The organism is Mycobacterium sp. NGS69, from assembly GCF_059812165.1.
This window is the reverse complement of sequence record NZ_JCALCD010000002.1, coordinates 621,273-644,276: the sequence shown is the minus strand read 5'-3', so window position 1 is coordinate 644,276 and position 23,004 is coordinate 621,273. Positions and strand designations below refer to the sequence as shown.

18 protein-coding genes and 1 pseudogene are annotated in these 23,004 nt (G+C 67.4%); 7 read left to right on the top strand and 12 right to left on the bottom strand.

Features of this window, described 5'->3' with window-relative positions; translation table 11 throughout:
• Window positions 1-13 precede the first annotated feature (13 nt).
• A complete protein-coding gene (locus tag AC5Y2S_RS08430; RefSeq protein ID WP_499955697.1) occupies window positions 14-403 on the top strand; it encodes an ATPase in 390 nt (129 codons plus the stop codon).
• Between the two features lie 2 nt (window positions 404-405).
• On the opposite strand, the pseudogene AC5Y2S_RS08425 reads toward AC5Y2S_RS08430, so the two are convergent.
• From AC5Y2S_RS08425 to AC5Y2S_RS08415, 3 genes and pseudogenes are all read right to left on the bottom strand, one after another.
• A pseudogene (locus AC5Y2S_RS08425) lies at window positions 406-1,196 on the bottom strand (DUF1206 domain-containing protein).
• Window positions 1,197-1,212: 16 nt separating this feature from the next.
• The gene (gene ppc, locus AC5Y2S_RS08420; RefSeq protein ID WP_499955371.1) at window positions 1,213-4,020 is read right to left on the bottom strand and encodes a phosphoenolpyruvate carboxylase; all 2,808 of its coding nucleotides are present in this window, start codon (window positions 4,018-4,020) and stop codon (window positions 1,213-1,215) included.
• A gap of 196 nt (window positions 4,021-4,216) precedes the next feature.
• Entirely contained in the window at window positions 4,217-5,461 is a 1,245-nt protein-coding gene (locus AC5Y2S_RS08415; RefSeq protein ID WP_499955695.1) for an alpha/beta fold hydrolase, read from the bottom strand.
• 230 nt (window positions 5,462-5,691) lie between these two features.
• Between AC5Y2S_RS08415 and AC5Y2S_RS08410 the strand changes: the two genes are divergently transcribed.
• Entirely contained in the window at window positions 5,692-7,719 is a 2,028-nt protein-coding gene (locus AC5Y2S_RS08410) for an APC family permease (protein ID WP_499955369.1), read from the top strand.
• Here the strand turns inward: AC5Y2S_RS08410 and secG are convergent.
• From secG to gap, 4 genes are read right to left on the bottom strand one after another with little or no spacing between them, the layout of a single operon-like run.
• Window positions 7,716-7,949 carry a preprotein translocase subunit SecG gene (gene secG, locus AC5Y2S_RS08405; protein WP_499902145.1) on the bottom strand — a complete coding sequence of 78 codons (234 nt, stop codon included), beginning with the start codon at window positions 7,947-7,949 and terminating at the stop codon, window positions 7,716-7,718. The two genes, AC5Y2S_RS08410 and secG, sit on opposite strands and share 4 nt — an antisense overlap.
• A gap of 30 nt (window positions 7,950-7,979) precedes the next feature.
• Entirely contained in the window at window positions 7,980-8,765 is a 786-nt protein-coding gene (gene tpiA / locus AC5Y2S_RS08400) for a triose-phosphate isomerase (protein ID WP_499955367.1), read from the bottom strand.
• A complete protein-coding gene (locus AC5Y2S_RS08395; protein WP_499955365.1) occupies window positions 8,762-9,997 on the bottom strand; it encodes a phosphoglycerate kinase in 1,236 nt (411 codons plus the stop codon). Before AC5Y2S_RS08395 ends, tpiA begins: the two co-directional genes overlap by 4 nt.
• A gap of 2 nt (window positions 9,998-9,999) precedes the next feature.
• Window positions 10,000-11,019, bottom strand: a complete 1,020-nt coding sequence (gap, locus tag AC5Y2S_RS08390) for a type I glyceraldehyde-3-phosphate dehydrogenase (protein WP_499955363.1) — start codon at window positions 11,017-11,019, stop codon at window positions 10,000-10,002.
• Between the two features lie 243 nt (window positions 11,020-11,262).
• Here gap and AC5Y2S_RS08385 point away from each other — a divergent pair, with 243 nt between their 5' ends.
• The gene (locus AC5Y2S_RS08385) at window positions 11,263-11,961 is read left to right on the top strand and encodes a beta-xylosidase (RefSeq protein ID WP_499955361.1); all 699 of its coding nucleotides are present in this window, start codon (window positions 11,263-11,265) and stop codon (window positions 11,959-11,961) included.
• Between the two features lie 75 nt (window positions 11,962-12,036).
• On the opposite strand, the gene AC5Y2S_RS08380 is transcribed toward AC5Y2S_RS08385, so the two are convergent.
• The 3 genes from AC5Y2S_RS08380 to AC5Y2S_RS08370 form a co-directional block, all read right to left on the bottom strand.
• A complete protein-coding gene (locus AC5Y2S_RS08380; protein WP_499955359.1) occupies window positions 12,037-12,918 on the bottom strand; it encodes a L,D-transpeptidase in 882 nt (293 codons plus the stop codon).
• Between the two features lie 102 nt (window positions 12,919-13,020).
• The gene (locus AC5Y2S_RS08375) at window positions 13,021-14,748 is read right to left on the bottom strand and encodes a DUF3556 domain-containing protein (RefSeq protein ID WP_499955357.1); all 1,728 of its coding nucleotides are present in this window, start codon (window positions 14,746-14,748) and stop codon (window positions 13,021-13,023) included.
• A 66-nt stretch (window positions 14,749-14,814) separates the two neighbouring features.
• Window positions 14,815-15,234 carry a hypothetical protein gene (locus tag AC5Y2S_RS08370; protein WP_499955355.1) on the bottom strand — a complete coding sequence of 140 codons (420 nt, stop codon included), beginning with the start codon at window positions 15,232-15,234 and terminating at the stop codon, window positions 14,815-14,817.
• Between the two features lie 192 nt (window positions 15,235-15,426).
• Between AC5Y2S_RS08370 and AC5Y2S_RS08365 the strand changes: the two genes are divergently transcribed.
• From AC5Y2S_RS08365 to AC5Y2S_RS08350, 4 genes are all read left to right on the top strand, one after another.
• Window positions 15,427-16,236 carry a 1-acyl-sn-glycerol-3-phosphate acyltransferase gene (locus tag AC5Y2S_RS08365; protein WP_499955353.1) on the top strand — a complete coding sequence of 270 codons (810 nt, stop codon included), beginning with the start codon at window positions 15,427-15,429 and terminating at the stop codon, window positions 16,234-16,236.
• A 3-nt stretch (window positions 16,237-16,239) separates the two neighbouring features.
• Window positions 16,240-17,859 (top strand): acyl-CoA ligase FadD12, encoded by a 1,620-nt coding sequence (gene fadD12, locus AC5Y2S_RS08360; protein ID WP_499955351.1) that lies wholly within the window; start codon window positions 16,240-16,242, stop codon window positions 17,857-17,859.
• Window positions 17,859-19,139, top strand: coding sequence for an alpha/beta hydrolase (locus tag AC5Y2S_RS08355; protein WP_499955349.1), 1,281 nt, complete (start codon window positions 17,859-17,861; stop codon window positions 19,137-19,139). Before fadD12 ends, AC5Y2S_RS08355 begins: the two co-directional genes overlap by 1 nt.
• Before the next feature lie 111 nt (window positions 19,140-19,250).
• Window positions 19,251-20,396, top strand: a complete 1,146-nt coding sequence (locus tag AC5Y2S_RS08350) for a 3-ketosteroid-9-alpha-monooxygenase, oxygenase component (protein ID WP_499955347.1) — start codon at window positions 19,251-19,253, stop codon at window positions 20,394-20,396.
• Between the two features lie 7 nt (window positions 20,397-20,403).
• Here the strand turns inward: AC5Y2S_RS08350 and AC5Y2S_RS08345 are convergent, their stop codons facing one another.
• Window positions 20,404-21,654, bottom strand: a complete 1,251-nt coding sequence (locus AC5Y2S_RS08345) for a cytochrome P450 (protein ID WP_499955345.1) — start codon at window positions 21,652-21,654, stop codon at window positions 20,404-20,406.
• 18 nt (window positions 21,655-21,672) lie between these two features.
• Window positions 21,673-22,857, bottom strand: coding sequence for a 3-hydroxy-9,10-secoandrosta-1,3,5(10)-triene-9,17-dione monooxygenase oxygenase subunit (gene hsaA, locus AC5Y2S_RS08340; RefSeq protein WP_499955343.1), 1,185 nt, complete (start codon window positions 22,855-22,857; stop codon window positions 21,673-21,675).
• Window positions 22,858-23,004: the final 147 nt, after the last annotated feature.

The window sequence follows — 23,004 nt, the reverse complement described above, 5'->3', positions numbered from 1 at the left end:
GTCCGAAGTCATAATTGCGGTCATGGCAGACAGAACCGTGCGCGGCGGGCCCGAGCGAAGCCGGATCAAGACCCTCACCCAGGCCGCCCTGAACGCCGACAAGACCGTCGAACAGGTCGAGGACGTGCTCGACGGTCTGAGCCGGACCATGAAGGAGCTGAACAGTTCGCTGTCGAACCTCAACGCCACCGTCGGGCGCCTCGAGGGCGGGCTGGATCACCTCGACGGCACCCTCGCCAGCCTCGACGACCTCGCCAAGCGGCTGATCGTGCTGGTCGAGCCGGTCGAGGCCATCGTCGCGCGGATCGACGAGATGGTGAAGGTGGGCGAGACGATGATGTCGCCGTTGTCGGTCACCGAGCATGCCGTGCGCGGCGTGCTGGACCGGCTGCGCAACCGCTAGCCCTACATTTTGGTGGATCGGGCCATCACGAAGCTGTACAGGCCGTAGCTGATGATCCCCGCGCCCGCCGCGATCAACAACGCCGCCCCGTAGGGCTGGGCGCCGAGGGTTTTCAACGCCCCGTCGAGTCCGCTGGCCTTCTTCGGTTCGGAGCGGCAGGCGGCGACAACGACCAACGCCCCCGTGCCGGCGATCACGACGCCCTTCGCCACGTAGCCGGCGGCGCCGAGCCGTCGCACCAACCGACCCGACTTGCCCTTGAGGTCGTCAACAAAATTGCGGCTGGCGCCCTTGTAGACGTGGTAGCACCCGACCACCACGATGAGCACGCCGCAGGCGATGAGGGCGAGCGTGCCGGCGGCGGTGTGCATCAGGCGCGCGCTGATGCTCGAATTCTGTTGATCGGCCGGCCGGCCCGCGCCCCGGGCGTACCCGCACGCCGAGTATGCGAATGCGAGGTAGACGGCCGCGAGTCCGAACGCCTTCACCCGGTCCCACACGCCCGACGACGAGCGCTCGGTTCGCGGTCGCTGGACCGGCCGAGGGCCGTCTCCACGAGTCGCCACAGCCCCATCGCCAGCAGGGCGGCCGCGGCGACCCACAATCCGACCGGGCCGCCGGGTTTGCCCGCCAACGTCGCCAGTGCGCCGGTCTGGTCGGCGGTGCCGCCGTCGCCGAACGCGACCCGGAACGCGAGGTAGCCGACGATCAGGTGCAACAGCCCGTTGACCACGTAGCCCGCGCGGGCGAGCCGTTCGAAGACGCCGTTTTGGGCCACTTGCGCCGAGTCCATGGCATAGGAGTGCCCGTCAGCCGCTGTTGCGTAACGCGCTCGCCAATCCGTTCATCGTCAGCAGGATGCCGCGCTGCACCAACTCGTCGTCGTCGCCCGAACGGTAGCGGCGAAGCAACTCCACCTGCAGGTGGTTGAGCGGCTCCAGATACGGGAAGCGGTTGAACACCGAACGGGCCAGCGCCGGGTTGTCGGCGAGCAGGTCGTCGTGACCGGTGATGAGCTTGTGCATGGCGATGGTGCGCCGGTGCTCGTCGACGATCTTGTCGAACACCCTGTGCCGCAACGCCTCGTCGGCCACCAGCTCGGCGTAATGCGCCGCCAGGCCCAGGTCGCTCTTGGACAGCACCTGCGCCATGTTCGAGAGCACGCTGGCAAAGAACGGCCATCGCTCGTACAGCTCGTGCAGGATCGCCACCCGCTCGGCTTCACTTTGGGGGCCCGCCGCGATCCACTGCTCGAAGGCCGCGCCGGTGCCATACCAGCCCGGCAGCATCACCCGCGACTGGCTCCAGGCCAGCACCCACGGGATGGCGCGCAGATCGGAGATGGATTCGGTGGGCTTGCGCGAGGTGGGCCGGCTGCCGATGTTCAGCGACCCGATCTCGCTGACCGGTGTGGACGCCTTGAAGTACTCGACGAAACCCGGTGTCTCGTGCACCAATTCGGCGTAGGCGCGGTGCGCCAGCGCGGCCACCTCGTCGAGCACCGCGTAGGCCGGTTCCGCGGCGTCGCCCAGTCCCTCCACGTCGAGCAGCGTCGACTCGACGGTGGCGGCCACCAAGCTCTCCAGGTTGCGCCGGGCCAGTTCGGGTTCGGCGTATTTGGCGGCGATCACCTCGCCCTGCTCGGTGAGGCGCAGCGAGCCGTTCACCGCACCCGGCGGTTGCGCGAGGATCGCCTGGTAGCTGGGGCCGCCGCCGCGGCCGACGGTGCCGCCGCGACCGTGGAAGAGCCGCAACCGGATTCCCGTCTTGCGGGCCACCTCGACGAGGGTGAGCTCGGCCCGGTACACGGCCCAGTTGGCGGCCAGGTACCCGCCGTCCTTGTTGGAGTCGGAGTAGCCCAGCATCACCTCCTGGCATCCGCCGCGGGCGTCCACCAGCGCCCGGTAGATGGGCAGGTCCAGCATCGCCTGCAGGATCGACGCGCCGTTGTGCAGGTCGTCGATCGTCTCGAACAGCGGCGAAATGCCCAGGGGGCAATAGGGTTCCGGCCCGGACGCGTCGAGCAGGCCGGCCTCCTTCAACAGGATCGCGGCCTCCAGCACGTCCGACACCGACTGGCACATCGAGATGATGTAGTTGGGCACCGCCGCCGGGCCGTAGAGTTCGACGGCGCGGGCGCCGGCCGTGACGACGGCGAGCTCGCCGCGGGCCAGGTCGGACAGTTGCGCGCGGTCGCCGACCAGCGGGCGGCGGGTGCTCAGCTCCCCCGCCAGCAACGCGACCCGCTCGTCTTCGGTCAGCGAGCCGTAGTCCGGGTGCACCCCGGCCCAGGCCAGCAGCTCGGCGACGACCTCCTCGTGCACGTCGGAGTTCTGCCGCATGTCCAGGCCGGACAGGTGAAACCCGAAGGTGTGCACGCTTTCTCGCAGCCGGGCCAGCCGGTCGTCGGCCAGCAGCTCGGCGCCGTGCGTGCGCAGCGACGCGTCGATCACGTCCAGGTCGGCCCGCAGTTCCGCCGGGACGGAGTACGGCGGCAGGCCCAGGTCGAGTTCGTGCTGGGGTCGGCGGTCCAGGATCTCGGTGCCCGTCGCGGTGAGCCGGGCCCGGATCACCCGCAGCGCCCGCCGGTAGGGCTCGTCGGCGCGGGCGCTCTCGTCGCCGCCGTCGGCCAGCGCGGTCAATTCGGGGGTGACGGTGATCAGCCGCGCCGACATCGACAGCTCCTGCTCGAGCTCGGTGAGCTCGGCCAGGTAGTGCGCCACGGCGGTGAACGCGGCGCTGCCGGTGGCCCGCCGCACGACGTCGGCGGTCACGTTCGGGTTGCCGTCTCGGTCACCCCCGATCCAGGACCCGGGTTGCAGAATGGGCGCCGAAAGCAGGTCTGCGTCGGGCCAGCGGGCGCGCAGCGCCTCCCGCACCTCGGCGTTGACCTGCGGGATCACCTTGAACAACGCGGCCGGGTAATACCGCAGGCCCACCTCGATCTCGTCGGTGATCTGCAGCCGGGACAGCCGGATCAGCGCGGTCTGCCACAGCGTGAGGACCTGGCGGCGCAACTCGAGCTCGATGTTGCGGCCGTGGTCGGTCTCGGTGTGCCCGGCCGCGCGCAGCCGCATCAACTCGGTGATGCGGTGCTGGGTGACGAACACGGTGCGCCGGCGGGTCTCCGTGGGATGGGCGGTGATCACCGGGGACACCAGGGCGCCCCGCAGGGCGTTGGCCACGGTGGCCGAATCGAGCTCTGCCAAATCGAGTTTCGCGTACGTCGCGGCCAGGCTGCTGTCCTGCGGTGGCTCGCCGGCGGCGACGTGGACGTCGCGGCGGCGTTCGCGGTGGATGTCTTCGGCGACGTTGGCCAGCAGCGCGAAGTGGCTGAAGGCCCGGATGATCGGGATGGCCTGGTGGATGTCGATGCCGTCGAACATCCGCGCCATGTCGGCCCGGTCGATTTCGGAGCGCCGCACCCGGAAGGACTCCACCCGCGCGCGTTCGACGAGCTCGAACACCTTGTCACCGTTCTGCTCGCGCACGGTGTCGCCGAGGATGGTGCCCAGCAGCCGGATGTCGGCGCGCATCGGCTCGGTCGCCTCGCGGCCGACCCGGGTGCGTTGGACGGCACCGATCGGTTCCAGCGCGATGTCGGAAGCCTCAGCCATGCGTCCCAGTATCGGCTGGGATCGCCCCGCCCGCCCGTCGAGCCGTGCGGTAATCGGCCGCCAGCGCGACATCGAGGCGACTCGTTAGCGGAACAAGAGCAATTGTCGAGACCTGTGGACCAAGCTCTTTGAGCGGCAGCGCTGCCTGTTGAATTTGTCGTGTTTCCGTTCAACGGCTTTCACGACCATAACCTTGCTACGGGCGCAGCACCCGGTCGGCAAACTCGGCGATCACGTCGGCAACTCTGCCGGGGGCGAGCGCGTTCGCCGCGTGGCCCTGCCCGTGCAAAACGACGCGTTCGGTGTTCGGTAGCACTCTTTCCAATGCGTCGAGCCGTTCGCCGAGATGCGTAGGGCTGCGATCGCCGCCCAGCAGCACGGTCGGAACGGTGATCTTCGCGTACGTGTCGAGCCGGTTACCCAGCTGATCGATCGCCGCGCAGTCATCGATCTGGTGGCGGGCCATGTGGCGGATCCGGGCCGAGAACGCCACCACTAGCTTGCTGAGCCGAGCCGTCCAGGCTGGCGCGCACACGATGTCGCGTAGGAAGATCGCCAGCGCAGTCCCTGGCTCGCGGGCGGCGATTGCGGCTTGGGCCCGCGCCAGCGCCGGACCTCCGAGCGGTGGCCCGATCACACACGGCGGCTCGTAGAGCACTGCACCGGTGAACGCCTTCGGGGTGGCGACCAACGCCTCCAACGCCAACACCGCCCCTGACGAGTGCCCGACGATCACCATCGGCTGGCCGACCGCACGCACCAGAGCGGTCACATGCTGGACCTCCTCGGCCATCGTGCAGGCCGATCCGGTCTTCAGGTCGGGTCGGTACTGTCGTCGGTGCAGTCGCAATACCCGGAACCGCGGCGCGAGCCGGACTGCCACCCGCCGCCATGAACTGCCGTCGTCGGCGCCGCCGTGCAGGATGAGCACGGCCGGCCCGTGCCCTTCATCGAGCGCTCGCACGCTGCTGCCATCGGCCGCCTCAGCAACGATCATCGCAGCACGTGCGGACGCGTGTCGCCGTCGCCGCGCTGCGAGCCAGCGTGTGGCGAACCAGCAGAACAGCGCAAACCCGATACTGGAATAGATCAGGTTGATGACCACGCCCGCCGTCGGATCGAACCCGAGCCCGCGCAACCGGCTGGCTTTGCGGGCATCGATACTGTGGCTGAGCTCCCACGCGGTTCCCGCGATGGCGGCGAGCTGCCCGGCGAGCACGACGATGACGACCCGGATCACCCAACGCGTGCCACGCAGCACCATCACCGCGACGCCCGTCAAGGCGATTGCGACCGGGATGTAGGCCAGTACTTGACCCGTCTCACGGTGCGTGACGGCGAGGACCAGCGCGATGACGGCCAGCCCGACTCCGGCGAGCATGAGCCCTGCCACGCTGATCGCCAGCGGCCGATGGAACGCACGCCCGTCAGTCCCGAACATCGTCTTCAAGCTGTGGTGCGGTCGCCGTCGCGGTCCACCGAACCAGAAACGAGCATGGGTCGTCACTTTCCGACCAGCTTTGCAGCGCCGGCCCAGCTTGGAATCTTCAATCGGTCACCCGGGCCTTGTATCTGGTGCTGACGGAAGCCTTACGCTTGGGCGCCGAACTTTAACGGAATCTCTACGGCTTGGGCCGGTCGCGGGCGCGGATCGGACATTACGCTCCTAGCGTGTCGTCACCGACTTCGCTGGTCAAACGCTTGATCGTGGGCCGGCCGTTCCGCAGCGATCGACTGCACCACACGCTGTTGCCCAAGCGGATCGCGTTGGCGATCTTCGCGAGCGACCCGTTGTCCTCGGTGGCCTACGCAACACAAGAGATCCTGTTGATCTTGACACTCGGCGCGCTGAGCTACCTGTACCTGACGCCGTGGATCGCCGCCGCGGTGGTGCTGCTGCTGGGCGTGGTGGTGTTGTCCTACCGGCAGGTGGTGCAGGCCTATCCGAGCGGTGGCGGCTCGTACGAGGTTGCCTCCAAGAATCTGGGACCGCGAGCGGGACTGGTGGTGGCGGCGGCGCTCCTGGTGGACTATGTCATGACGGTGGCGGTGTCCGTCGCGGCCGGGGTCGACAACATCATTTCGGCTGTGCCCGAACTGAATCCGTATCGGGTGGCGGTCAATCTCGGCTTCATCTTGGTGTTGACGGCGATGAATCTTCGCGGCGTCCGTGAGTCCGGGCGGGCCTTCGCCGTGCCGACGTACGCCTTTGTCGCCGGCGTGATCCTGATGATCGTCATCGGTTTGGTTCGCACGCTTCTGGGCGACGCGCCGCAGGCTGAGAGCGCTCACTACGGCATCCACGCCGAGCTGTCGGGACTCAACACCCTGGCGATCGCGTTGCTGGCGTTGCGCGCGTTTTCATCCGGCTGCACCGCGCTCACGGGCGTAGAAGCGATCTCCAATGGCGTGCCGGCGTTCCGAAAGCCGAAGGCGCTCAACGCGGCACGGACGATGTCTATGATGGGCACCCTGGCGATCTCGATGTTCGTCGGCGTCACCGCGCTGGCTCTGATCGCGCATACCCGTGTCGTGGAGAACACCTGCGATCTCATCGGCTTTCCCGGCGATTGCCAGCGGGACCCGCAGCGCACCGTCATCGCTCAGATCTCGGCCGCGGTGTTCGGCAACAACAGTGTGATGTTCTATTACCTGCAGGCCGCGACGGCGCTGATCCTGATCCTTGCCGCCAATACCGCCTACAACGGGTTTCCGTTGCTCGGTTCGATTCTCGCCCAGGATCGTTATATGCCGCGGCAACTGCATACCCGCGGTGACCGGTTGGCGTTCTCCAACGGCATCATTCTGCTCGCAGCCATTGCCGGCGCGCTGATCTATGCGTTCGATGGCGCCACGACTCGGCTCATCCAGCTCTACATCCTGGGCGTGTTCACCTCTTTCACGCTGTGTCAGACGGGCATGGTGTGGCACTGGAATCGGGTGCTGCGCGACGCCGACAGCCGTGCCGAGCGGCTCAGGGTCTACCGCGCGCGGGCTATCAACGCATTCGGCGCCTGTTTCACCGGCGTCGTCTTGGTAGTGGTAATGGTGACCAAATTCACGCACGGCGCGTACCTGGTCGTGATCGCGATCCCGGTGCTGTGCCTCGTGATGCAGGGCATAAGACGGCACTACGCGGCCGTGGGTTCCGAGCTGCGCATAGAAGACGAAGACGAACAAGTCCGGCCCAGCCGAGTGCACGCGGTCGTGCTGGTCTCGAACTGGCACAAGCCGACGTTGCGCGCGGTCATGTTCGCGCGGGCCACCAATCCGGACACCTTGACCGCGTTGACCGTCAAGGTTGACGACGTCGACACCACGGCGCTCGTCGAGGATTGGCAGAACCTCAGCGTCAACGTTCCCCTCAAGGTCGTCGAGTCGCCCTACCGTGAGATCACCCGGCCCGTGCTCGACTACATCAAGCGGCTGCGGAACGGCGGACCTCGCGACGTCATCAATGTGTACATCCCGGAATACGTCGTCGGCCGTTGGTGGGAGAACCTGTTGCACAACCAGAGCTCTTGGCGGCTCAAGGGGCGGTTGCTGTTCGAGCCAAACGTCATGGTCACCAGCGTGCCCTGGCAACTGCGTTCATCCGAGCGCCGCGATCTGTCACGCATCGAATACCGGGTCGGCGACGTCCGCAGCGGCATCGACCGCGCCGCGTCGAGCGCAACTCGCGCGGCCCGGGAGGCCTAGCGGTACTTGATCGACAGCGCCATGCCGATGATGCAGACCAGCCAGATGCCGACGATGAACACCGTCAGCCGGTCGAGGTTCTTCTCCACGACCGTCGACCCGGACAGGCTCGACTGCACGCCGCCGCCGAACAGCGTCGACAGGCCGCCGCCCTTGGCGCGGTGCAGCAGCACCAGCAGTACCACCAGGATGCTGGTGACGACCAGGGTGATCTGCAGGGCCAATTGCATGACGGACAGCTTACCGGCGGCGCGCCGATGTCACGGCAGTGGCCCGCCGGCGGCGATGGCCGCCAGCGTGGCGAACTGCTCACCGTCCAGCGACGCGCCCCCGACCAGGCCGCCGTCGACGTCCTCCTGAGCGACGAGCTCGCCGACGTTCTTGGCGTTCATCGAACCGCCGTAGAGCACCCGGACGCTTTCGGCGACCTTCGGCGATGCCAGCGCGCCCAGCTCCTTGCGGATCGCCGCGCAGACCTCCTGGGCGTCGGCGGAGCTGGCCACCCGGCCGGTGCCGATCGCCCAGACCGGCTCGTAGGCGATCACCACGTTGGCGATCTGCTCGGCCGACAGCCCGGCCAGCGAGCCGCGCAGCTGGTTTTCGCAGTAACTGACGTGCTCGCCCGCCTCTCGGGTCTCGAGATGCTCGCCGATGCACACGATCGGGGTGAGCTCGTGCTTGAGCGCGGCGGCGGCCTTGGCGGCCACCAGCGCGTCGTCCTCGTTGTGGTAGGTGCGCCGCTCGGAGTGGCCGACGACGACGAACTGGCAGCCCAGCTTGGCCAGGAACGCGCCGCTGATGTCGCCGGTGTAGGCGCCCGAGTCGTGCGGGGACAGGTCCTGGGCGCCGTAGGTCAGCCGAAGCTTGTCGCCGTCGACCAGGGTCTGCACGCTGCGCAGGTCGGTGAACGGCGGGAGCACCGTGACGTCGACCTTGTCGTAGTACTTGTCCGGCAACGCGAACGCGATCTTTTGCACCAGCGCGATCGCCTCGAAGTGATTGAGGTTCATCTTCCAGTTGCCGGCGATCAGTGGCTTGCGGCTCACGAGTCCCCTCCCGCGGGCTGGGGGCGACCAAGCACCTCAATGCCCGGCAGCGTCTTGCCCTCCAGGTATTCCAGCGACGCGCCGCCGCCGGTCGATATGTGCGAGAAATCACCCTCGGGGATGCCGAGCGCGCGCACCGCGGCCGCGGAGTCCCCGCCGCCGACCACGCTGAAGGCGCCCTTGCCGGTCGCCGCGACGATGGCCTCGGCCACGCCCTTGGTTCCGGCGGCGAACGCCGGGAATTCGAACACCCCCATCGGGCCGTTCCAGAAGACGGTCTCGGCGTTGGACAGCAGCGTGGTGAACCGCCTGACCGACTCCGGCCCGATGTCCAGGCCCATCTTGTCCTGCGGAATGCGGTCCGCGGCCACGGTTTCCGCCGGCGAATCGGCGGCGAACTTCTCCGCCACCACGATGTCCACCGGCAGGTGAAGCACGTCGGCGTAGGTCTCACACAGCCGGCGACAGGTGTCGACCATGTCGGCCTCGAGCAGCGACGTGCCAACCGAAAGACCATGCGCAGCAAGGAAAGTGAAGCACATGCCGCCGCCGATCACGATGCTGTCGGCCTTGGTCGCCAGCGACTCGATCACGCCGAGCTTGTCGGACACCTTCGAGCCGCCCAGCACCACCGCGTACGGCCGGGTGGTCGAGCTGGTGAGCTGCTCCAGGACCCGGATCTCGGCGGCCACCAGCGTGCCGGCGTAGTGCGGTAGCAGGGTGGCGACGTCGTACACGGAGGCCTGCTTGCGGTGCACCACACCGAAGCCGTCGGAGACGAAAGCGCCCGTCGGCCCGACCAATTCGGCCAGTTGCCGGGCCAGCGCCAGCCGCTCGCCGTCGTCCTTACTGGTCTCGCGCGGGTCGAAGCGGATGTTCTCCAGCAGCAGGATGTCGCCGTCGGTCAGGCCCTCGGCGCGCGCCAGCGCATCGGCGCCGACGACATCGCCGGCCAGCTGCACGTGCCGGCCGAGCTGGTCGCCGAGCGCGGCGGCGACGGGCGCCAGCGACAGCTTCGGGTCGGCGCCGTTCTTGGGACGGCCCAGGTGCGCGGCGACCACGACCTTGGCGCCGGCCTCGAGCAGCGCCTTCAGCGTCGGCACCGACGCGGTGATGCGGCCGGCGTCGGTGATGGTCCCGTCATCGAGGGGGACGTTCAGGTCGGAGCGCACCAGCACGCCGCGACCCGAAACCCCCGCGGCCAGAAGGTCTTCGAGAGTCGGGATGCTCACGGCTAGAGCGACTTGCCGACCAGCGCGACGAGGTCGATGAGGCGGTTGGAGTAGCCCCATTCGTTGTCGTACCAGGACACCACCTTGGCCTGGTTGTCGATGACCTTGGTCAGCCCGGAGTCGAAGATCGAGCTGTGCGGGTCGGTGACGATGTCGCTCGACACGATCGGGGCGTCGTAGTACTTCAGGATGCCCTTGAGCCGGCCCTCGGCGGCGGCCTTGAACGCGGCGTTGATGTCCTCGGCACTGGCGGCCTTGGACAACTCCACGGTCAGGTCGGTCACCGAGCCGGTCGGGATCGGCACCCGCAGCGCATACCCGTCCAGCTTGCCCTTGAGCTCGGGCATCACCAGCCCGATCGCCTTGGCCGCCCCGGTCGAGGTCGGCACGATGTTCAGCGCCGCCGCCCGGGCCCGGCGCAGGTCCTTGTGCGGGCCGTCCTGCAGGTTCTGGTCCTGGGTGTAGGCGTGGACGGTGGTCATCAGCCCCTTGACGATGCCGAACTCATCTTGGAGCACCTTGGTCACCGGGGCAAGGCAGTTCGTCGTGCACGACGCGTTGGAGATGATGTTCTGGCTGCCGTCGTATTTGTCGTCGTTGACCCCCAACACAATGGTGATGTCGGGATCGGTGGCCGGCGCGGAGATGATCACCTTCTTGGCCCCCGCCTCCAGATGGCCCTTGGCCTTGGCCGCGTTGGTGAACAACCCGGTGGACTCCACCACCACGTCGACACCGAGATCGCTCCACGGCATCGCCGCCGGGCCCTCGCGCACCTCGAGTGCCTTGATCTTGCGAGTGCCCACCACGATGGTGTCCTCGCCCTCCAGGCTCACGTCATAGGGCAACCGGCCCAGGATCGAGTCGAATTTGAGCAGGTGCGCCAACGTGGCGTTATCGGTGATGTCATTGACGGCCACCACCTCGACATCGGCCGTACCCGCCTCCTGCTGGGCCAGCAACGCCCGATAGAAATTGCGTCCGATACGGCCGAAGCCGTTAATACCTACCCGGACCGTCACTTGTCTTCTCCCTAGTCTGGTTAAGCGTTCGCCGTCAGCCTAGATCAGTGACGGGCACCACTGCTTGCTGCGGTGGCAAACGCCCGCGGTAACCGGAGCGTGTCTGGTTTGTATCGGTTCGATAAGCCCCCGAATCGTCGCGTGTCCAATAGCAAGAGCGAGTCATACATTCGACACGGCTGCGGGACAGCTATGCGGTTCTGCTGCCGCATTTGATTGCGAATGCTTAAGGAGTCGACGTTGATGACGGGCTTTGATCGGTTCAACATCACAGTTGGTGCCATCGCTGGGCTGTGCGGGGCCGCCATAGCGTTGAGCCCGGATGCGGCAGCCATCCCGCTGAAGACGGGCGGCTACGCGTGCATCCAGGGGCAGTCCGGCGAGGCCGGCGCACCGGCAGCCGGAGGGCCGGCGGGAGCCGCCGGACCCTTGGCCGCGGGCGCGCCGCTGGCCGGCGCACCGGAAGCGGGCGGCACACCGGTGAGCGGTGGACCGGCACCCGGCGGACCCGCACCGGCCGCCACCGTGTGCACGTCCAGCGCCCCGCTCACCGACATGTCCGGTGTCCCGATAGTGGCGCCCGGGCCGGTCCCGGTGGTGCCCGCCGGCGCCCCGCTGATCGCGCTCGGGCCGCCGGTGCCCGTGGGTGCGCCGGTCCCCGTGGGCGCGCCGGTTCCGGTGGGCGCGCCGGTGCCGGTGGGTGCGCCGGTCCCCGTGGGCGCGCCGATCCCGGTGGGTGCGCCGATCCCAATCGGCGCCCCGGTGCCGGTGGTGCCGGTCGGCGCTCCACTGATCGCGCTCGCCGGAGGTCCGCTGGATGCTGCCGCGCCGGCGGCCCCGATCATCGACATGTCCGGGACCGGCAAGGGCGCTCCGACCGGTCCCGCGCCGGCCGGCGGCCCGGCGCCCGGTCAGCCGACCGCGCCGGGGCCCGCGCACTGACGCGGATCCTCTTCCCAGTTACGCGAACCCGCCGGGCCAAGCCCGGCGGGTTCGTTCCATTGTGGGGTTAACGCCTCAGCTGGGCGGGGCCTCCCACAGCAGCGGCGGCTGCGGCCGTGGCTGTGGCTGTGGTTGCGGTTGCGGCCGGGGCGAGTCCTGCACGATCACCGGGTCGCCGACATGGACCGTGTTGTAGTACCACTCCGCATCCTCGGGGCTCAGGCTGATGCAGCCGTGGCTGACATTCTCCAGCCCCATCGCGTTGACGGCCCACGGGGCCGAATGGACGAAGAGGCCGTGGCCCGTGATGCGGACGGCGTAGTCCACCGGGATCCGGTATCCGTCGGGATCGTCGACGGGGATGCCGACGCTGCTCGAGTCCATGATCACCGTGCGTTCCTTGGACAGCACGGTGTACGAGCCGACCGGCGTCGGGTACTCGGGCCTGCCCATCGAGGCCGGCAGCACGCCCGCTTCCCCCCAGTGCGGCCGATGATGCGGCGCGGGCAGCGTGGGCGGCGGGCCCGACTCGACCCCGTCGATGGTGACCGTGAAGGTGTGATCCGGGATGTTGGCGACCCCGACGACGGCGGGACCCGTGGCAAATTCCGTTGCCAGGCCTCCCACCGCGAGCGCCACCGTGCTGTGCGCCGGCCAGTAGTGGTCCGGCACCCATTGCAGGACCTCGTTGTCGAGCCATTCGTACCTGCCGGTCATCGGGGGCTCCGTCGTGACCCGGGCGGCGCGCTCGGCGGCGCGCCGGTTGGTGACGGGTGCGCCGAACCTCACCACCACCGGATGGGCCACGCCCACCACCTCGCCGCGCGTGGGCAGCACCGACGCGACGTCGGATCCGTACGGCTGGGCGAGCGCGGCCAGGCGTATGTCGGTCGGCGCGGCCACCACGCTCGCAGCCACAGCGCTCACCGCAAGAACACACCGAACGACCGCTCGCATGGCTCCAGTCCCTGTTTAACTGACGTGGTTGTAATAGCCATGGTACGGGCGGCGTGAAGAGCGGAAGTGCAAGGGCGCGTTAGCGATTCGATCAAGCCTGGGTCACGTTTCGGCTACGGCGCGCGCGGTGACGTGGACCGGGAACTCGTCGCCGGACTCGGGCCACGGCTGGCGGGTCAGCATGTCCGCGACCTCGACGTAGCCGGCCTCGATCACCCCGGTCTTGGCGTCGAGGATGCGGTACCACTGCTTTTGGATGTGGATCGGTTGTCCCTCGAGCACGATGACGCGGACGTCGCCCTCCTCGAACTGGCAGCGCCGCTGCACCGCTTCCAGCAGCTGCTCGTTGTGCAGGTGGCCCTCACCGAAGTTCCACCCGACCAGCGGACCGGCGACCACTTCGCCCTCGCGGATGCTGTAATCGGCCTCGTTGGCCTCTCCCCCCAGAGCGCGGGGCAACAAGCCGTTGAGCGCCCGGCCGTGCGTGTGCATCGCCCGGAACGCCGCCACCTTGTCGGACATCACCTCGGCGGTCCCGGCGCCGTAGAGCTTGGCCAGCTGATTCACCACGAGCGCAGAGCTTTTCACGATGTCGGCCTCGATCTTGTCCTCGGCGCCCGCGCGGAAGCACCACACGCTGGTGGCCCAGTTGCCCGCGTAGTAGCGCATCGCGGGCAGGAACGAAATCTTTTCGGGGAACATGTTTCCCGCGATCACGACGGCCACCGCGACAAGGATGAGGGCGAGCAGCAGGGGTGACCGTAGGTCGGTGGCGCGGATCGCGCCGTAGTGCCCGAACAGATAGAACAGCGAGAAGATGAAGAACACGTTCCACTCCAACGGAACCCCCATCGGGAGGTTGGAAATGATGTTGAGGTGGAAGATCACCATGAACGCGATCAGGAACCATCGCCACGGCTGATCGCCCGCGACGAACACCAGGACCGTCGGAACCACGAATTCCGCGGTGGTTCCGCCCACGTGGGCCATCACCTTCGGCAACCACGACGGTCGCAGGTCGTTGACGTGGTCGAGGTACATCGCGCGCTTGAAGAAACTGAACAGCTTGGGCCGCAGCAGCGCGTTGTTGCTCGTCATCACCGACACGACGTACGGGAAGTGGTGGTTGAGCTTGGAGGTCGCCGCTCCCCACCACAGGCACAGCATGATGATCTTGTAGGCCGCGATCTGGTCTGCGAACGGGAAGAAAAACACGAACAGTTTCAGCCAGTAGTGTTCGCCGCGGGCCGCGAGAAAGATCGTCTTGTCGCGCAGACCCAGCACCGCCAGCGCCACGATCGTCGGCACCACCCGGACGGGGTCGATCAGAGGGCCCGGCGCCAACAGCGCCCACACGCCGCCGGCCAGCACGACGGCATAGAGCGCGACGTCGACGACGGTGCGGGTGTCGCCGCTCGTCAGCGGCACCTTGCCCGGCCAGGCGGGCAACCGAATCGTGTTGGGCCGCAACCAATATAAGAATCCGCCGACTGGCGGCATGAACCGCCCGGTCAGCGGGCCGGACCCACAGCCGAGGCCCAGGACCTCGAACAGCAGCGTGAAGACGATGAACTTCTGGTACACGATCGGCTGCGTCCACCATTCGCCGATGCGGCCCAGCCCGCCCAGGCCGGGGGTCAGCGAGATGATCGCGGCCGGGACCGCGACGTACAACGCGATCTTGAACAGATACAGCAGATACACCGCATACGGGGTCCCGAAGCCGTGTTCCGCCCAGTGCCGGGTCACGATCTGCAGTCGCGTCGCCCGTGGCTGCGCCCGCCACGTGTCGGGGTCGACGTCCGGAAGCTCCGGTGACATGAATCCCATGGGCGGCCTCATTCCCGTCGCAGGTGAAATCAGCTGGTACGCAGCGTGATTGAACCTCCGCAGCCCCTACCGAACCCCGGCCCCGTTGCGGGGCGGAAATCGGCGCTGCAGCTTTTCGATCAGTCCATCGAGGGTTTGGCGTTCCTGCTCCTCGACGCGCGCCATCCGGCGAAGGCCGGCGGCGCCTTCGGCGTCGCCCGCGGCGTCCGCGGTCGCGATCGCCTTCTGGTACTCGGCGAGCCGGTGGTCGATGTGGCGACGGTTCTGGGTTAGCACCCGGCGGAAGTACTCGGCCTGGCGGCGATCCGCCGTCGCGGCCGCCGCCGTCGGCGACTCCGCCCGGCCCGCCGGTTGGCGGACATTGACCGGACCGGGGCGGACCACGCTGCTGCGGGGCGGGCGGCCGCGGCGGTCACGAACGCTATTGGAACCGTGCCCAGCGACCGAGCGAGTACCACGCTCGCCGGACAAACCAGCGACGTCCATCTTCGCCTCTTTTCGCTGGGCAGGGTCATTGGCGGACGTAACAATACCCCCCGATCCGACCGGCGCCATAGGCTTCGACAACTGGGTACCTCGGTCGCGGGTTGGATCAAAACGTTCGTCCGGGTATCCGGTCGCTACCATCATGGGACTCGACGCGGCAATGCGGCCCCGGCGGCACCACAAGGGAGAACTGTGACCGACACCGACAGTGCAGACATCGAGGACATCGACAAGTTCGATCCCGGTCTGACCCAGCGCGTGATGGGCGTCATGCGCCCGTTCCTGAAGACCTATTTCCGGTCCGAGGTACACGGCTTGAATTCATTCCCGCCGGGCGGGGCGCTGGTGGTCGGCAACCACTCCGGCGGCATGTTCCCAATGGACGTACCGATTTTCAGCGTCCACTTCTACGAAAAGTTCGGCTACGACCGGCCGGTCTACACGCTGAGCCACGACATCCTGATGACCGGCCCGACGGGGCAATTCTTCCGGCGCACCGGCTACATCCGCGCCAATAGGGAGAACGCGGCCAAAGCCCTGCGGTCCGGCGGCGTGGTGGTCGTCTTCCCCGGCGGCGACTACGACGCCTACCGGCCGACGCTCGCGGAGAACGTCATCGACTTCAACGGCCGCAAGGGATACGTCAGCACGGCGATCGAGGCCGGCGTGCCCATTGTGCCGGCGGTTTCCATCGGCGGCCAGGAGACGCAGCTCTACCTGTCGCGCGGCACGTGGCTGGCCGAGCGGCTGGGGGTCAAGCGCCTGCTGCGCAGCGCCATCCTGCCGCTGTCGTTCGGCTTCCCGTTCGGGTTCAGCGCCGTGATCCCGCCCAACGTGCCGCTGCCCACCAAGATCGTGACGCAGGTGCTCGAACCGATCGACATCGCCGCGCAGTTCGGCGACGACCCGGACGTCGACGAGGTGGACGAGCACGTGCGGGCGGTGATGCAGCAGGCCCTGCGCGACCTCGCCGCCAAGCGCCGTTTCCCGATCCTGGGCTGAGCCATGGCATCCCGAATCGACGAGGCCCTCGGCATCTTTGGCACGTTGCGGCGCGCCGGCATGATCGCGCCGATGCGGCCCGACCGCTATTGGAAGATCGCCACCGCCATGCGCCGCGAGGGCATGGGCATGACGGTGGGATTCGCCGGCGCGGCGCAGCGCTGCCCGGACCGTCCCGGCCTGATCGACGAGCTCGGCACGCTGACCTGGCGGCAGCTCGACGAGCGGATCAACGCGCTGGCCGCCGCGCTGCAGGGCTTGCCCTCGGGGGCTCCCAAGGTGGTCGGCATCATGTGCCGCAATCACCGCGGTTTCGTCGAGTCCGTGGTGGCCGTCAACCGGATCGGCTCCGACGTGGTGCTGCTCAACACGTCGTTCGCCGGGCCGGCGCTGGCCGAGGTGGTCAGCCGCGAAGGCGTCGACGCCGTCATCTACGACGAGGAGTTCACCGAGACGGTGGACCGCGCGCTGGCCGACAGGCCGGACGCCACCCGCATCCTGGCGTGGACCGGCGGGCGGCACGAATTGACGGTCGAGAAACTCATCACCGACCACGCCGGCCGCCGGCCGCACCGCACCGGCCGCAAGGGCAGGATGATCCTGCTCACCTCGGGTACCACCGGAACGCCCAAGGGCGCCAACCAAACCGGCGGCAACGCGGGGATCGGCACGCTCAAGGCCATCCTCGATCGCACGCCGTGGCGAGCCGAGGAGAACATCGTGATCGTGGCGCCGATGTTCCACGCCTGGGGCTTCTCGCAATTGGTATTCGCCGCGTCGATGGCCTGCACGGTGATCACCCGGCGCAAGTTCGACCCGGAGGCCACTCTCGACCTCGTCGACCGGCATCAGGCGACCGGTCTGGCGGTGGTGCCGGTGATGTTCGACCGGATCATGGAGCTGCCACCCGAGGTGCGAAACCGGTACAGCTGCAAGTCATTACGCTTCGCCGCGGCCTCCGGTTCGCGGATGCGCCCCGACGTCGTCACCGCGTTCATGGACCAGTTCGGCGACGTCATCTACAACAACTACAACGCCACCGAGGCCGGCATGATCGCCACCGCCACCCCGCAGGACCTGCGGGCGGCCCCCGACACCGCCGGCCGGCCGGCCGGTGGAACCGAAATCCGTATCCTGGACTCCGAATTCAACGAGCTGCCCACCGGCGAGGTCGGCACCATCTACGTCCGCAACGACACCCAGTTCGAGGGCTACACCTCGGGCACGACGAAAGACTTCCACGCCGGGTTCATGTCGTCCGGCGACGTCGGATACCTCGATGGGGCCGGGCGCCTGTTCGTCGTCGGGCGCGACGACGAGATGATCGTGTCCGGCGGCGAGAACGTCTACCCGATCGAGGTGGAGAAGACCCTCGCGGCGCACCCCGAGGTCGCGGAGGCGGCGGTGATCGGCGTGGACGACGAGCAGTACGGCCAGCGGCTGGCGGCCTTCGTGGTACTGACCCCGGGCGGGTCAGCCACGGTCGAGACGCTCAAGCAACACGTGCGCGACAACCTGGCCAACTACAAGGTGCCCCGCGAGATCACCGTCCTCGACGAGCTCCCCCGCGGCAGCACCGGCAAGATCCTGCGCAACGAACTACTCTCCCGGGTCAACGGCTGATGCGGCTCGCGCGGACGCTTCGAAAGCCCCGGCCGTTGGCGCGCGCCGCGGTCGAACTCGTCAACGCCGCCAACGGTTTACACCCGATAAGCCGGCATCCCTACGCCTCGGTGCTGGTGTTCTGGTTCGGTTGGCCGGCGTCGGAGGTGCCGGGCCTCTACGCCGCCGCCTCCATGCTGGATGCCCTCCGCCGCGGCCGCCGGGGTGATTTCGCCGGACGAAAAGGAAAGCTGGCGCTGGCCCTCACCGTCGCGTCCTGGCCGATCCTGGGAATGATCGCCTACCGCGGCGCGACGACCCCCGGCCCGGTGCTGGAGACCGGACTGACCGAAGAGCTCGGAGGAGACTACGCGGAAGAACTGGCCAAGCTGCCCGCGGCGACGACCAGCCAAAAGGGCAGGGGCCGGCGCAATCCGCCGCTGCGCACCACGGTGGCCCGGCGGCGCTTCGTCGACAAAGAAAACATCGTGTCCTACGGTCCGCACGGGCGCGCAAACCTGGCCGACATCTGGCGGCGCAGCGACCTGCCGCGAGATGGCAAGGCGCCGGTGCTGTTGCAGGTGCCCGGCGGCGCGTGGATGATCGGGTGGCGCCGCCCCCAGGCGTATCCGTTGATGAGCCACCTGGTTTCGCGCGGCTGGGTGTGCGTGTCGATGAACTACCGCGTTTCTCCGTGGCACACCTGGCCCGACCACATCGTCGACGTCAAGCGCGCGCTGACGTGGGTCAAGGAGAACATCGCGGCCTACGGCGGGGACCCGAATTTCGTTGCGATCAGCGGCGGGTCGGCCGGCGGTCATCTGTCCGCGCTGGCGGCCCTGACCGCCAATGACCCCAAATTCCAGCCGGGCTTCGAGGAGGCCGACACCTCGGTGGTGGCGGCCGTGCCGTACTACGGGCGCTACGACTGGTATTCCACCGAGGCCGACGGGCGCGCCGAGTTCGTGGAGGTGCTCGAAAGGCTGGTGGTCAAACACAAGCTCAGCACCCACCGGCACATCTACCTCGACGCCTCGCCGATCCAATACGTACGGCCGGACGCGCCACCGTTTTTCGTCCTGCACGGAAGTGACGATTCCCTGATCCCGGTCGTCGAGGCGCAGGAGTTCGTCGCCGAACTCCGGGCGGTGTCGAAGTCCCCCGTCGTCTACGCCGAATTGCCTTACGCGCAACACGCTTTCGACATCTTCGGTTCGCCGCGCGCGCAGAAATCCGCGGAGGCGGTGGCCCGGTTCTTGTCCTGGGTCTACGCGACCACCTATCTCGACCGCGACGCCTGACTAGGGCCATAAGTCACATATGTAGTGGCTTTAGCCTGCATATATACGCGCCCATATGAGACCAAACTATAACGTGTTCTAGTTTGGCCGGTTGGCGAGTGGAGGTCCGAAGTGAGTATCGATACCGCTGGGGTCGGCGTCCGGGAAATCGACGTCGGGGCGTTGCCGACCCGGTTTGCCCGCGGCTGGCACTGCCTGGGCGTGGCCAAGGACTTCCTCGACGGCCGGCCGCACCCGGTCCACATTTTCGGCACCAAGCTGGTCGTCTTCGCCGACGCCGAAGGCAACCTGCGAGTGCTCGACGCGTACTGCCGGCACATGGGCGGGGACTTGTCGCAGGGCACGATCAAGGGCGACACCGTCGCGTGCCCGTTCCACGACTGGCGGTGGGGCGGCGACGGCAGGTGCAAGGAGGTGCCGTATGCCAAGCGCACCCCACGAATGGCGCGCACCCGCACCTGGCCCACTGAGGTGCACAACGGCCTGCTGTTCGTCTGGCACGACCACGAGGGCAACCCGCCGTCACCGGAACTGCAGATCCCCGACATTCCCGAGGCCGCCAGCGCCGACTGGACCGGCTGGCGCTGGCGCAGTCAGCTCATCGAGGGTTCGAACTGCCGCGAGATCGTCGACAACATCGTCGACATGGCGCACTTCTTCTACATCCACTACGGCTTCCCGACGTACTTCAAGAACGTCTTCGAGGGGCACATCGCGTCGCAATACCTGAGCACGGTCGGTCGGCCTGACGTGCTGCTCGGCGGATCGCATTACACCGGTGAGCAATTGCTCGATTCCGAGGCTTCCTATTTCGGCCCGTCGTTCATGATCAACTGGCTACACAACAGCTACGGCGGCTACAAGGTCGAGTCGGTCCTCGTCAACTGCCACTACCCCGTCACGCAGGACTCTTTCATGCTGCAGTGGGGCGTCATCGTGCGAAAGCCCGACGGCATGGACGACGACGCCACCGAGAAGCTGTCCAAGGCGTTCGCCGACGGCGTCAGCATGGGCTTCTTGCAGGACGTCGAGATCTGGAAGCACAAGACCAGAATCGAAAACCCGTTGCTGGTCGAAGAGGACGGCCCCGTCTATCAGCTGCGCCGCTGGTATCAGCAGTTCTATGTCGATGCCGCCGACGTGACGCCGCAGATGACCGACCGCTTCGAGTACGAGGTCGACACCACCGCGGCGAACAAGCACTGGCACGCCGAGGTGGAGGAGAACCTGCGGCCCAAGGTCGAGCAACACCAATAACGGTGCGTCAGTGCGCGATTGGGCACTTGCCGGTGTAGTCGACCTGCCAGTGCTTGATGCCGTTGAGCCAACCCGACCGAATCCGCTCCGGTTTCGAGACGGGAGCGAGGTCGGGCATGTGGTCCGCGATGGCGTTGAACATGAGGTTGATCGTCAGCTTGGCCAGGTTGGCACCGATGCAGTAGTGCTCGCCGGTACCGCCGAATCCGACGTGCGGGTTGGGGTTACGCATGATGTCGAACGAGAACGGGTCGGTGAAGACCTCCTCGTCGAAGTTGGCCGAGCGGTAGAACATCAGCACCCGCTGACCCTGCTTGATCGCCACCCCGGACAGTTCGGTGTCCTGGTTGGCGGTGCGCTGGAACGCGGTAACCGGTGTGGCCCAACGGACTATCTCGTCCGCCGCGGTCTCCGGGCGTTCCTTCTTGTACAGCTCCCACTGGTCGGGGAAGTCGGCAAAGGCCATCATGCCCTGGGTGATCGAGTTGCGCGTGGTCTCGTTGCCGGCGACCGCCAGCATCATCACGAAAAACCCGAACTCCTCCTCCGAGAGCTTCTCCCCGTCGATGTCCGCCTCGATCAGCGTGGTCACGATGTCGTCGCCCGGGTTCTCGGCCTTGGCCTCGGCCATCTTCATCGCGTAGGCCAGCACCTCTGCAGACGAGACCTTGGGATCGACGTGCGCGTACTCGGGATCCTCGGCGCCGGTCATCTCGTTCGACCACCGGAACAGCTTGCTGCGGTCCTCCTGCGGCACCCCGAGCAAGCCCGCGATGGCCTGCAGCGGCAGTTCGCACGCCACCTGCTCGACGAAATCGCCGGCGGCCTCGGCGGCGGCCGCCTTGGCGATGGCCTGCGCGCGCTCGTTGAGCTCGTCGCGCAACCGGCCGATCGCGCGCGGCGTGAATCCGCGGGAGATGATCCTGCGCAGCCGGGTGTGATGCGGGGGGTCCATGTTGAGCAGGACGAACCGCTGCAGGTCGATGTCTTCGCGCGCCATGTCGTCGCCGAACCTCGGGATGGCGCCGTTGAGCCAGCTGGAGAAGACGTCGTTGCGCAGCGACACCTCCTTCACGTCCTTGTGCTTGGTCACCACCCAGAAGCCGCCGTCGTTGAAGCCACCCTTGCCGACGGGCTGGTCACACCACCAAATCGGTGCGTTGTGACGCAGCTCGGCGAGCTCCTCGACCGGTAAGCGTTCCGCGTAGATGTCCGGGTCGGTCGGGTCGAAGCCGGACGGAAGATGAGGGCAAGGCATCAATCGCTCCTTTTGGAATCAGACCATCGTGTCGCCGGGCGGCAGCCCGAACTCGTGGTTGCCGAAGATCATGTAGGCCCGCTCGGGATCGTTGGCGGCGTGCACCCGGCCGGCGTGCGCGTCACGCCAAAACCGTTGGAGCGGACCGCTACTCGCCAACGCGGTGGCGCCCGAGGCGTCGAACAGGCGGTCTATCGAGGCGACCGCGCGGGCGGTCGCGCGCACCTGGTCACGACGGGCCCTGGTGCGCAGCTCGAACGGCACCTCCCGCCCCGCCACCAGGCACGAGTACTCGTCGCCGACATTGCCCATCAGCTGCCGCCAGGCGGCGTCGATGTCGCTGGCCGCCTCGGCGATGCGCACCTTGGCGAAGGGGTCGTCTTTGGACTTCTCGCCCGCGAACGCCGCGCGCACCCGCTGGCCCTGATGCTCGACGTGGGATTCATAGGCGCCGTAGGCCATGCCGACGATGGGGGCGGTGATCGTGGTGGGATGCATTGTGCCCCAAGGCATCCGATAGACCGGATCGGTGTTTGCCGCCAAACCCGCGGCGGTGTGGTCGTTCATCGACTTGTAGGACAGGAACCGGTGCCGGGGCACGAACACGTCCTTGATGACCAGGGTGTTGCTGCCGGTGCCCTTCAGGCCGACGACGTGCCACACGTCGTCGATGCGGTAATCGCTGATGGGGATCAAGAAGCTGCCGAAGTCGACCGGCTGGCCGTCCTTGATCACCGGGCCGCCGACGAAGGTCCACGTGGCGTGGTCGCAACCCGACGACCAGTTCCACGAGCCGTCGACCAGATAACCGCCGTCGACCACCCGACCGGCGCCCATCGGGGCGTACGACGAGGAGATCCGCACGTTTTGGTCCTCGCCCCACACGTCCTGCTGGGCCTGCTGGTCGAACTGCGCGGCGTGCCAGTTGTGCACCCCGAGGATCGATGCCACCCATCCGGTGGACCCGCACGCACTGGCCAGGCGCCGGACGGCCTCGAAGAACACCGTCGGATCGCACTGCATGCCGCCCCACTGCCCCGGCTGCAGCAGCCGGAAGAAGCCGATTTCCTGGAGCTCGCTGACGGTGGCATCCGGCAGTCGCCGCAGTTCCTCGGTTTCCTGGGCCCGCTGCCGCAGCTTGGGCAAGAGATCATCGATGGCGACCAGAACGGACTGGGCATCGCATTGGTGAATCGACGTCACCGGCCTACCTCCAGACGTGCGCACTCGTGACTAGAGTGAGTTGCAACTGTGGCTGAGCATTTTGTTGTTTCCGCTGTACAAGGCCATAAAGCAAGACCTGTAACTTGTTCTAATTATGGCCGGACGGAAACGCGCCACTAGGGCAGA